This window comes from Aliiroseovarius sediminilitoris (assembly GCF_900109955.1).
In the GTDB taxonomy this organism is placed as follows: Bacteria; Pseudomonadota; Alphaproteobacteria; order Rhodobacterales; family Rhodobacteraceae; genus Aliiroseovarius; species Aliiroseovarius sediminilitoris.
This window is the reverse complement of sequence record NZ_FOJB01000003.1, coordinates 1-11987: the sequence shown is the minus strand read 5'-3', so window position 1 is coordinate 11987 and position 11987 is coordinate 1. Positions and strand designations below refer to the sequence as shown.

General features: G+C 55.4%; 7 protein-coding genes and 1 pseudogene. 4 read left to right on the top strand and 4 right to left on the bottom strand.

The features are described from left to right. Positions 1–111: 111 nt before the first annotated feature. The 3 genes from BMY55_RS16010 to BMY55_RS16000 all read left to right on the top strand — a co-directional run bounded on the left by BMY55_RS16010 (position 112) and on the right by BMY55_RS16000 (position 5416). Positions 112–2559 (top strand): tetratricopeptide repeat protein, encoded by a 2448-nt coding sequence (locus BMY55_RS16010; RefSeq protein WP_091433293.1) that lies wholly within the window; start codon positions 112–114, stop codon positions 2557–2559. Positions 2560–2795: 236 nt separating this feature from the next. Then, a complete protein-coding gene (gene xrtD / locus BMY55_RS16005) occupies positions 2796–4397 on the top strand; it encodes a VPLPA-CTERM-specific exosortase XrtD (protein WP_091433290.1) in 1602 nt (533 codons plus the stop codon). Positions 4398–4486: 89 nt separating this feature from the next. Further along, a complete protein-coding gene (locus BMY55_RS16000) occupies positions 4487–5416 on the top strand; it encodes a glycosyltransferase family 2 protein (protein ID WP_091433287.1) in 930 nt (309 codons plus the stop codon). 299 nt (positions 5417–5715) lie between these two features. Here BMY55_RS16000 and BMY55_RS15995 read toward each other — a convergent pair whose 3' ends face one another. From BMY55_RS15995 to BMY55_RS16820, 3 genes are read right to left on the bottom strand one after another with little or no spacing between them, the layout of a single operon-like run. After that, positions 5716–6711, bottom strand: a complete 996-nt coding sequence (locus BMY55_RS15995; protein ID WP_091433284.1) for a hypothetical protein — start codon at positions 6709–6711, stop codon at positions 5716–5718. Between the two features lie 43 nt (positions 6712–6754). Then, positions 6755–7954 carry a glycosyltransferase family 4 protein gene (locus BMY55_RS15990; RefSeq protein WP_091433281.1) on the bottom strand — a complete coding sequence of 400 codons (1200 nt, stop codon included), beginning with the start codon at positions 7952–7954 and terminating at the stop codon, positions 6755–6757. Beyond that, positions 7923–9065 (bottom strand): O-antigen ligase family protein, encoded by a 1143-nt coding sequence (locus BMY55_RS16820; protein ID WP_245744808.1) that lies wholly within the window; start codon positions 9063–9065, stop codon positions 7923–7925. Before BMY55_RS16820 ends, BMY55_RS15990 begins: the two co-directional genes overlap by 32 nt. Before the next feature lie 705 nt (positions 9066–9770). Between BMY55_RS16820 and BMY55_RS15980 the strand changes: the two genes are divergently transcribed. Further along, positions 9771–10892, top strand: a complete 1122-nt coding sequence (locus BMY55_RS15980) for a Coenzyme F420 hydrogenase/dehydrogenase, beta subunit C-terminal domain (protein WP_245744797.1) — start codon at positions 9771–9773, stop codon at positions 10890–10892. 167 nt (positions 10893–11059) lie between these two features. Here BMY55_RS15980 and BMY55_RS17110 read toward each other — a convergent pair. Next, positions 11060–11987, bottom strand: a pseudogene (locus BMY55_RS17110) (hypothetical protein); the annotation flags it as partial.

Here is an 11987-nt window from a genome sequence, read left to right as displayed (position 1 = left end):
ACCGATCTTGCCTGTTTTCGTGAAAAGACATTGTATAGAGATGTGTTATAAACACATTTGACGCATTGCACGCCGCGCGCGCGCCCTAATTATCAGAGCTTTGTGACATCCATGACCCTTCGTTTCCTTCCCGGTATTTTCCTCGCTTTCACCCTGACCGTTCTTGCAGGCTGTCAAACATCCGAAGAACGCGCCGAAGAACATTTCAAGGCCGCGCTTGAGCATCTTGAAAACGGCGATACTGCACGTGCGGGCGTCGAGTTCCAGAACGTTTTCAGCCTGAACGGCAAACACCGCGAAGCACGTTTGACCTATGCCAAGATGCAGTGGGACGCCGGTGAAATCGCCGAGGCGTATAGCCAGTATCTTCGGCTCGTCGAGCAATATCCTGATGACCTGGAAGGCCGGATATCTCTGGCGGAAATGGCTTTGGAAAATGGAAACTGGGACGAGTTGCGCCGCCACGGAGAATATGCAGCCACGCTTGCGCCCGACGATCTGAAAGTTCGAATTGCTGTCGCGGCGCTTGCTTATCGTGATGCGGTGATCGCCGGAAACGAAACCGCCCGCATCGAAGCAAAATCCGCCGCCACTGACCTGCTGGAGCAAGATCCCACACATCTGGGTCTGCGCCGATTGCTGATCGACGATTATATCCGGATGAAGGACTGGAACAACGCCTTGGCGTCCGTGGACGACGCGCTGGAAATAGACCCCAAAAACCTTGAACTTCTGCAAAAACGGCTTCGCATTCTGTATACAACCAACGCATCCACTGCCGTGAAAGATCAGCTGACACAAATGGTTGAAACTTTCCCGGAAGACAGGCAGATCCTGGCGGCGCTGGTGCAATGGCACATTACGCACGGCAACGTGGATGAGGCTGAAGCTCTGCTCCGCGATCGTGTTGACCCCCAAGATGAAAATCCCGAGGACGGAGCGACGCTGATCCGCTTTATGGTCGAGTTTCGCGGCAACGACGCCGCCAAGGCAGAACTTGATAAGCTGATTGCTGAAGATGGAGGGCTTCAGCCCGTCTATCGGTCGTTGCGCGCCTCGATCAATTTCGATATCGGCGCACGGGATGAGGCGATCGCCGAGATGCAGAATATCCTTGAGACCGAAGAACCATCGGACGCGACGGACAATGTCAAGGTTGGCTTGGCGCGCATGCTTGATATCACAGGCAACCCGGTCGGTGCGCGCGCGTTGATCGAGGAGGTGCTGGAACGAGACGCCACACATTCCGAAGCATTGAAGCGGCGGGCTGAATGGTTGATCGAAGACGACCAGACAGGCGACGCCATTGTGTCGCTGCGCGCGGCGCTGGCCGACACCCCCAACGACCCCGAAATCATGACCCTGATGGCACGTGCCCATGAACGCGACGGCAACAAGGAACTGATGTCGGAAATGCTGGCACTTGCCGTCGAGAATTCCGGAAATGGTTCCGAAGAAAGTCTGCGCTATGCCCGGCATCTGGTCAATCAGGGCAAGCTTCGTCCCGCCGAGGATGCCCTGTTAGGTGCGTTGCGCGTGCAACCAAACAACGTCAGACTTCTGGCAGCGTTGGGCAGCCTTTATATCGAGATGCAGGATTGGGGGCGCAGCGACCATGTTGCACGGACCTTGCGGGGACTGGACACCGAACAGACGACGGAAATTGCCAACAATCTGACCGCCCAGATGCTGTCTGCACAGAACCGCGAGGACGAGCTTGACGCGTTTCTGGAAGCCGTCTCGGCTGACACCGAGGGCGTTGATTCCGCCGATATCGCGATCATTCGTCGCCTTTTGGAACAGGGTGACACCGATCAAGCCCTGGCTCACGTCGATGGGTTGCTTGGGGTGACTCCCGACGCGCCGGTTCTGCGGTTTGTGCGGGCGTCCATTCTTGTGCAAAGCAATCGCATGGCCGAGGCACAGTCCATCTTTGACGGATTGCTGGACGAAAACGATCAACGACCAGAAGTCTGGGTCGCCTTGTATCGTCTGCATCGCGGCAATGGCGATCAGGACGCGGCAATGGCGACCTTGAAGGCCGCTCGCGCAAAACTTCCCGACAACGCAGAGCTTATGTGGATCGAGGCCGGAGAGCTTGAAACGGCCGGTGACATTGATGGTGCAATAGCGATCTATGAACAACTCTATGCTGCCGACAGCAACAACCAGATCGTTGCCAACAACCTTGCCAGCCTTTTGGCAGATCATCGCGAAGATACGGATAGCCTTGAACGTGCCTATGTTGTCGCACGCCGATTGCGCGGGTCGGATGTCGCCCCGTTCCAGGATACTTACGGCTGGATTGCCTATCGCCTGCAAAACTTCAACGAGGCAATCGAATATCTGGAACCCGCCGCTCAGAAGCTGGAAACCAATACGACGGTGCAATATCATCTGGCGATGGCGTATGCCGCTGTAAACCGGACGGAAGAGGCGCTGGCCCAGTTCGACAAAGTCAAAGCCATGCTGAACCCCGAGAACCTGCCCGAGTTCGCGGCCACCATCGACGCAGAGGTGGCGCGGTTGAACGAAGCCAGAACAGAGGCCGCAAATTGATCAAGACCGTCCCCGACCGGCGGCAATGATCCGGCAGGCGTATTAATCGTGTTCTGGTTGCCCGATCGTTTCCGGTTTGCGAACACTTCTTTCACTTTCCAGTGAAGGATGCCCTTTTTTGTAAGAAGAAATGGATTTTCAGTAGGCTTGGCCCAGGAAAGTCTGCTAAAAACGTTACCATATTATACAGACTCTGTTTGACCAATTGCTGACCAAGATATTGAGGAACGGGATCCATGTCCGTTACAAGTGACAAACTACATCAACCCACCCAAATATTTCCAAACCTGAACATTGCCGGGGTCTTTTGGTTTGTCGTCCTCATCCTCAGCTCGATTCCGGTGTTCTGGATCGGTATTCTGTCGCTGTTGAAAGCCTGGTCGACACCTGAATACAGCCATGGCCCCCTGATCCCGATCATCTCGCTTTACCTGTTCTTACGGGAATTGCGCAAAGCCCCCCTGCCCGATCTGACTGTGCGGGACCGCTGGCCCGGAATTGCCGTCATTCTGGTGGCATTGGCGATTGCCACTCTGGGCAACCTGACCCGCATTCCTGACATCGTCACCTATGCCATGATCATATGGGCAGGCGGCGTGGTGTTGGTGGTGTTTGGCTGGAAACGCGGTCGAACCCATCAGTTGCCGGTTGTGCACCTGGTGTTCATGCTTCCGCTGCCACAGTTTCTGTACTGGAAGATGACCATCCTGTTGCAGTATATCTCCTCGGAACTGGGCGTCTGGTTCGTCAGCCTTGCCGGCGTATCCGTCTTTCTGGAAGGCAATATTATCGACCTTGGTGTCTATAAATTGCAGGTCGCCGAGGCCTGTTCCGGTCTGCGCTATCTTTTCCCCATCCTCAGCTTTTCGTATCTTTTCGCGATCCTCTATCGCGGTCCGATCTGGCACAAGGCGGTGTTGTTGCTGTCGGCCGCCCCGTTGACCGTGGTCATGAACTCGGTGCGGATTGGGATCATCGGGGTGGTTGTGGACCGTTACGGCATTGAACAAGCTGAAGGGTTTCTGCATTTCTTCCAGGGTTGGGTCATTTTCGTCATCTGCATCCTGATCCTGTTTCTTATGGCCATCGTTTTGCAACGCATGACCCGTGACCCGAAACCGCTCAGCGAAGCGATCGACCTGGACACGCAGGGTTTTGGGAGTGTGGCCGGACGCTTTTTTGGCATCCAGCCATCCATGGCAATGGCCACGGCCACGGCTTTGACGATGGCGGTGTCCGTTGGTTGGATGACCCTGCAAGGAAGCGAAACCATCAAAATGGACCGTGAACCCTTCACGCTGTTCCCACGCCAATTTGACGACTGGTCAGGCACGTCAGAGCGGCTGGAGCCAGAGGTTGAACAGGTGCTGGGTGCAAGTGATTACCTGAACATTACCTATGTCGCACCGAGATCGCCCGATTTCGTCAACATGTTCGTGGCCTTCTATGACAAACAGACCGAAGGCAGCGGGATCCATTCGCCCGAAGTTTGCCTGCCCGTCGGCGGGTGGGAGGTGTTCAGCCTTGAACCGACCAAAGTTACCACGAACGTTCCGGCCTATGGCAGCTTCAACGTCAACCGTGCGGTCATTCAGAAAGAAATGAACAAGCAACTGGTCTATTACTGGTTTGAACAGCGCGGTAAGCGCCAAACCAACGATTTCACCGCGAAGATCGGCGTCGTCATCGACAGCATCACCATGGGCCGGACAGACGGTGCATTGGTGCGTTATGTCACCCCCATCCGTGCAGATGAAACCGAAGCGGACGCAGATGCACGCCTGATCGACTTCATGAACACATCGCTGCCGCGTATGCCAAGATTTGTGCCGCTCTAGGGCTCTGTATACACCCTCTGCAAACAGCTATCATTGTCGCGCCAACAAGCGAATGAGGTTATCCGCCCGAGAGCAGGAACAACCACCGTATGCCGAAACTGTCAATTATTGTCGTCAGCTACAACACGCGCGCCGAAACTCTGGCATGTCTGCGTTCAATAAAAAAAGAAACAAACGTTTCTTATGAGCTCATTGTCGTTGACAACGCTTCGACCGACGGGTCAGCAGATGCAATTGCAGCAGAGTTTTCCGATTGTGTGTTAATGGCGGAAACGGAAAATCACGGATTCGCAAAGGCCAATAATTTGGCAGCCGAGCACGCCAAGGGTGATTATCTGTTGTTGCTCAACCCAGATACCGTGGTTTTGGACCATGCAATCGACAAGTTGCTTAACTTCGCAGAACAACAGCCGGGCGCAAGAATCTGGGGGGGACGCACTCTTTACGACGACATGTCTTTGAATCCGTCCTCTTGTTGGCGGCAGTTCACGTTCTGGAGTGTGTTTTGCCGAACCACCGGCTTAACCGGGATATTCCCACGCAGCCCTATATTTAACGCCGAAGCTTATGGTGGTTGGGATCGCAGCACCCAGCGGCAGGTGGACATCGTGAGTGGATGTTTTTTTCTGATAAGAGCGGATGATTGGCAAACCCTTAACGGGTTTGATCTGACATTCTTCATGTACGGGGAAGAAGCCGACCTATGTCTGCGAGCGCGGCGCAGCCTGGGTGCGGCACCTATGGTGACACCAGATGCGACAATCATTCATTACGGTGGCATATCTGAAACGGTTCGTGCAGACCGTCAGGTAAAGGTCTTAAGAGCCAAGGGCGAGTTGATGAACCGCTACTTTCCGGTTTGGCAACAGCCGGTTGCCAGATTGTTATTCGCCGCATACCCTTTGTCCCGATATCTTTTCGGCCGAGTTTGGGTCCGACGCGGCCGAGGCGAAACACACAGGATTTGGCATGAGGTCTGGCAACGTCGTCAAGAATGGGTCAATGGATTTGCAGAATAAATGCTGTTTCCCGGAAGGTCGTGATTGCCGAAGCGACATTCTGACCACCCTATCGGCGGCGTCTTTCGACCTCTGAGGCTTCTTCGTCATCTCGATCTGACAAGTGATAAGACGAACCGGAAACACGCCGTTTTTCAAATCTCAAATCTGTCCATCCAGCGCTGACCTCAGACAACACCTCAGAATGATCTGACAGGCGTTGTAAACTCTCCTGACCACTTGCCGTTTAATATCATTCCAGCTTGAGTTCACCGAAGATATTGCTACCCAAAATCAGGAGGGCTTGTCTGAGCATCAATTCAGGTCTTCGGATCATTGTTCTTACTGCGGGTTTTGGAGGTTGGTAGTTTGCCAACTGGATATCCGAGCGATGCAAGATCAATCCCGGTCAATTCAGACGTCCGACGATTGCTATCCTCGAAATAGTCACCAACATGCCCCGCGATCCTTTGCTTCATCAGGCGCCGGTTGCGGTTATACAAGGTTGCAGGCGTCAATGGATTGAGCGCAAGATTCAACCCATAAGCGGCCTTGCGCAAAAGACTGTCCCGGTCGCGGGTCATATATCTGCTCATCCCGATGCGGTTAAGCGGTCTGAGGAAGACGAAATCGCTTTTGCGCGCCTGCCGCTGCTTGCTTTGCATCCTTTTCACGGCGTCTTCGTGGAATGGCTGCCCGACAAAACTATAGATCTGTTCGAGGAAAGCACTGCTGCCAAGCTGCTCCAACGGTAGGACCAGCACGTTTTCCTTCCCGAAATGCTCGAACATATGGGAAATCAACCTATCATACAGGAACAGATCCAATGGGCATGTGCAGCCAAAGCCCGGCTCTCGGCGTTTGTCGATCCCCAGAAACCGGTCGAGCTTGGTCGCAAACCCGCGCCGCAGATGTTCCAGGTATGCGGACAGGATGATGGATTTTTGCTCTCGGATGATCAGCAGAACCTTGGCACCGGGAAACAGTGTGGACATCCGCCGGATGCCCTCGCGTCGGTCAACCTGCCCCCCCATCGGGTCAACCAAAAGGTGTTCGAAAGACAGAACCGGGGTAAGGTTCTTGCTCCGCGCCTCTTTGATTTCCTCGTCATAGGTGGCGCGCAGCTCATCCACGGCTTCATCAAATACAAACGTATCCGTCACACGGACATGCTCGATCAGGATCGGGGCCTGTTGCCCCCACGGGCTGCAAAAGCCGGATGAGGGGTTGGTGAACAGCCTTCTTTGCAACGACGTTGACCCGGCTTTCGGATACCCGACATGCAGAAGAAGGTCGTTGTATTGGGTGGCGCTCATGGGGTGCCTCGCGATGATTTCTGTTACCGGGCGCTGTGTAGTTTCAACTTCTGGCCGCAAGGACTTCTGAATACAGGTTTATCAGGATATCCGCCTTTGCGGGCCAGGTGGCCTCTCGCTTCAGATATTCTCGCGCTTCGTGGCCCATGCGCGTTCTGAGTTCGGGGTCTTTGGCCAGGGTCAGGACGGCCGCGGCAAGGTCCTTGGCCATTTGCTCGGGCGTTTCGACGGGGACCTTCAGACCGAATTCCTCGCTCACAATCCAATCTGGCCCTCCCCGTGCGACCGTAATCACAGGAAGCCCCCAATTCATCGCCTCGAAGATCACACCGCCCATCGATTCCCGGAAACTGGGAAACAGCAAAGCGTCGCTGTTGCGATAATATTCCTCGACACGCTCGCGCGGCTGGAAGCCTTCGAACCGGACACGATCGGCGACACCCAGTTCTTTCGCTTCGGCCTTGCAAGCCTCCAAGTCCTCGCCATCGCCGACACTGGTCAACGTGATGCCTTGGTGGTCGGACAAATGGGCCATGGCGCGGATGCAGTCACGTAAGCCCTTGGTTCGCACCACCCGCCCGACGTGAAGAAGCTTCAATTGACCTTCGACACTGTCCCTTTTCGTTTCCGGGGCCAGCTTTCTGATGCCTTGTCGCATGAAAGGTTCAAACCGCGCGATCTCGAGATCGGCCAGAATGTCTTTCATGTAAGGTGCGACGCCCAGAACGATTTCGGCCTGGGCATAGCTGGCACGCAACCACGGATCATGGCGGAACCGAAACTGGTCCAAGAAGCGAAGCCGCGCGAACCAGCTTTCGGAATTGACTTCGTCGCGAAACGCCTCGGGTGTGCTGAGACTTCCGCCGACAGACCCGATGATATATGGCATACCCGTCTTGCGCAGAACGGTCGGATATCGGGCACCGGCGGGCAGCATCTGATGGGCCAGATCGAACGTCCGGCCCGTGCTGCGAAGCCAATTCAGAACCATGTGATTGAACACGAAAACCTCGGGCTTCAGCATCGCCGCCAACCGGTTGCGCCGCTTGACCCAGGCGGGGGGGTCGAAGGTGATGACCTCGCAATCGGGTAGCTGTTGCGCCAATGGCGTTCCGCTGCCGTTTTCAAACGCCAATACGGTCAGCGGAATTTTCCGTGCCAATGCCTCAACCAGTTGGAATGACTTGCGAACCTCGCCCAGCCCCTCACCATTAAGTCTTGGGGCGGTTATAAGAACGTGCATTCGTAATATCTCCGGATTTCAAACCTGGCGCGCGACGCGCTGGCCCTTGGTCGTTCTTTGTAAATTGATCTGACTGGCTGGAGTGCGAGACGCCGCCGCTGATCATCCAGACACTCGATCCGATCAAAAACATTATGAAAGAAAATACTCCGTTCCAATAATGCACAGTGCCGGCGGCAAGGGCAATGCCGCCAAAGGTTGTCAAAAATGCAGCCCGCGCCGCCCGGTCCGACGGATTGGGCATGGGCATCCTGCTGATGCGCCAGATTAGCAGAATCAGCGCAAATACCACAAGAATGAAGAACGGCAAGCCGTAGCGCATCGCAATCAAAAGCCAGAAATTGTCGATGCTCGCGCTCATCCATCTGGGGCGAACCCAGTCGTTCAAGCCCAACCCGAACAGCGGATTATCCCAGATATTCTGCATACCATATTGCCAGATCAGAATGCGGTTGTAAGAGCTTTGCATACTGAAGGTCGCATACCGGACCAAGACGTGAAACGGTGACGCCGTCGTAAACAGGTCGATCAGCACATATGCCGCTGCCGCCCCCCAACCGAACACAGCCCACCGCCTCTTGTAGGATTTCAGCGCCCATTCCCACGCAATGAATACGGTCTGCACCGCAAATGCCATCAAGGCACCCGAAGACAACGACAGCATGGTCGAAACGCCGATCACGCAGGTTCCGAATATGCGCTTCAGGGCAGACCCGCCAAAAGCATAGGAATACCAGACCAGCCCCAGACCAGCCGAGACGAACGCGCCAAAAAGGATCGGATGTTCAAAAGCGGTCTGCGCCCGCCGCAAGCCCATACGCGTGCCGATATCCACCGCCACGCTGTTTTGCCCGATCAACTGAAGAAGAATCGGGCGATGCAGGATGCTTTCCATCAGAGCGAACGGCAACATGATCAGCACGATCATAAAGAACACTTTGACAATACGATGAAAATCATCCGCAGATCTAATCGTGATGCGTCCAAGCAGATATGCACCCAGAAACTCAATTGTATGTGCGCCAGCGGGTTCGATGATCAGCCCAACCGGATGGTTGGCCAGCAAGGATATGACCGCCCAGATCGCCGCCCCGACCATGCACCAGTCCACAATCAAGATCGGCCCCGCCCTTCCGCGGAGCAGCGCTATCAAAAGGGGAATGAACAACAACAGCAGCCACATCCGATAAGGGAACAAGAGCAAGGGTCCCAGCCGGACCCGTACTGGGATCAGCAAGGTGACAAGAAACAGCAACGCAAGAATGACCGGAAGCCCGTGCTTCGCCTCTGCCAGGACTCTTTGAGAATTCCATTTGGAACTTCCCTTGGGTGGCTCATGCAGAAGTGTTTCTGGAACGGATCGATCAGGGTTGTCCGGAGACTCGCGTCGATATAGTAGCTTCTGATCACGGCGATATTTCAAGCTCTGGGCCTTTTTGATGTCAGTTTCCAAAGCGGCATCCGGATGCTTTGGTGGTTGACCATTGACTGAGTTTGTTTGATCTCAAACAATCAAGGGATTACAGGTCGCTCATCCCAATCACATCAAACGCTGAATTCGCTGCATTTTGTGATAAATTAGCAATGTATGGAACCGCTGATTTGACGTCTTACTTCAAACATACCCTTTTTCGGGCGAATACTTCATTTAACTGGGGCCGTCGTTAACACGCAAAGATCATTGAGAGAACCAATAATGAAGCGGCAAGCGCGCGATGAGCTCGTGAAACGATCAGGAACCTTGGCGCGTGTTGCGCGGGGAAATCTTTGTTCAGGCTGTGGCGGATGCGCCGCGGTAGCGCCATCCAAAATCACCATGGCAGTGCAAGACCCGGGTTTTTTGCGACCGCAGATCAGCGAACCCCTGTCTGCCCGCGAGGAAGAAACCGTTGCGTTGATTTGCCCCGGTATAGGTCAAACCGTCGATGCAGAAAACCGGGTGGACGATGTGATCTGGGGCCCCTACCTGAAGATGCGCACCGGCCATGCGGTCGATCAAGACCTGCGGTTTGCTGCGTCTTCGGGCGGTGCCTTGTCCGCCGTTCTGGTCCATCTTCTGGACAGCGGGCAGGTTGATCATGTCATCCAGATCGGTCCCAGCAACGAACTTCCGACGGCAAACGTCACGATTCTCAGCGATACGGGCAGCGACGTGCTGGCGGCAGCGGGCTCTCGCTATGCGCCGTCGACGCCGCTGGCGGAACTGGATCGTCACTTGGCGACGGGAAAGACCTTCGCCTTTGTCGGGAAACCATGTGATATCGTGGCATTGCGCGCATTGGCCAGGGTCGATCCACGCATAGATGCGCAGATCCCCTTCATGGTCTCGTTCTTCTGTGCGGGTGTGCCCTCCCTCTTGGGAAGCGAAAAGGTGTTGGAAGCGCTTGGCACAAACCCCGATAACGTCCGCGCATTCCGATATCGCGGAAACGGATGGCCGGGCCGCGCGACGGCCACGCTGCGTGACGGCAACACGCGGTCGATGAGCTACCACGACTCCTGGGGCGGGGTCCTGTCTTCTCATGTGCAGCATCGGTGCAAGATTTGTGCAGATGGCACGGGAGTGGCAGCCGATTTGGTTTGCGCGGATGCTTGGAGTTGTGACGCGCAAGGCTATCCGCTTTTCGAGGAACAAGACGGTATCAGCCTGATTGTCACCCGCACCGAGAGGGGCGAAAACCTGCTGCAAGACGCCGTATCCGACGATGCGCTGGCAGTCAGTTCATTCGACCGCAACCAGTTAGAGAATATGCAGCCCGGCCAGACCAACCGACGCCGCGCCCTTCTTGCGCGGTTGGCGGCCCTTTGGATATTGGGCAAGCCCATTCCACGCTATCGGGGACTGCATCTAATGGCGATGAGTCGCCAAAATACTGTCACCAGGAACCTACGAAACTTCCTGGGAATGTTACGCAGAAGTCTGGGCGGTCGAATATAGGGCCTTTCCGACAAACCGAACCCATTTTCAGACCTCCTGCGCGAGGCCCGCGTGCTGCGTTGGTCTATCACAAACTAATAAGCGCCGGGGTGAACAGTGCCGACCACGCACGAAAAAACCGGCGACTAGACTGTCGCCGGTTTTAATCTGTTCATGTGTTGGATGGATCATCCCAGAAGCGGGGCGTCATCCACATACTGGCTACCGTCATCGACAAACGTGAAATCGTCATCGACGCTGAATGCCGTGACCTCTCCGTCAAACCAGCGTTTTGTCGAACTGCCGATGCTCCAGCCCCATTCGTTTCCGCCAGCACCGACAATGTCGAAATCGGTGTCGGTTTCGTCCAATACGACGGTGTCGTCCACGATGATCTGAAGACGATCTTCGTCGGCATCCAACATGACGACGATATTGTGTTCATCAGTATCATTCAGACCAAGATCTTTGACCTTGAACCCCTTGAACGAACCATCAGCGGTCGCAACGTGAACGGCCAATCCATCGTCTTTCAACGTCAGGCCGGTCTTCATGTGGTTCCAAACAAGGCGAGACGTGCTGCCGTCAGCTTCATCCCGGCTGTAGTCGATCGAGAACGCGATCGTGTTGGATTCTTCGAACTCGGTCAGGCGACCAAGGTCGACATAGTCACCATCGCCGTCCAAGCGAAGTGCGCTTTCACCGCCGGATTCAGAGATATAGCTGTCGTCGCGCAGGGCATCTGACCCGGCGATCTCGGCAAAATCAAGTGTGTAGCTATCAACTGACGACCCCGAATCCGATCCGGGTTGCGGCTCGGCTTCTTCTTCAGTGGTGGTTTCCTCGTTGACTCCGGTATCTTCTTCGGCTTCTTCTTCTGCCTGAGCCGCCGCTTCTGCTTCTGCCTGAGCCGCCGCTTCTGCTTCTGCCTGAGCCGCCGCTTCCGCTTCTGCCTGAGCCGCCGCTTCCGCTTCTGCCTGAGCCGCCGCTTCTTCTTCTGCCTGAGCCGCCGCTTCTGCTGCTGCCTGAGCCGCCGCTTCCGCTGCTGCCTGAGCCGCCGCTTCTGCTGCTGCCTGAGCCGCCGCTTCTGCTGCTGCCTGAGCCGCTGCATCATCT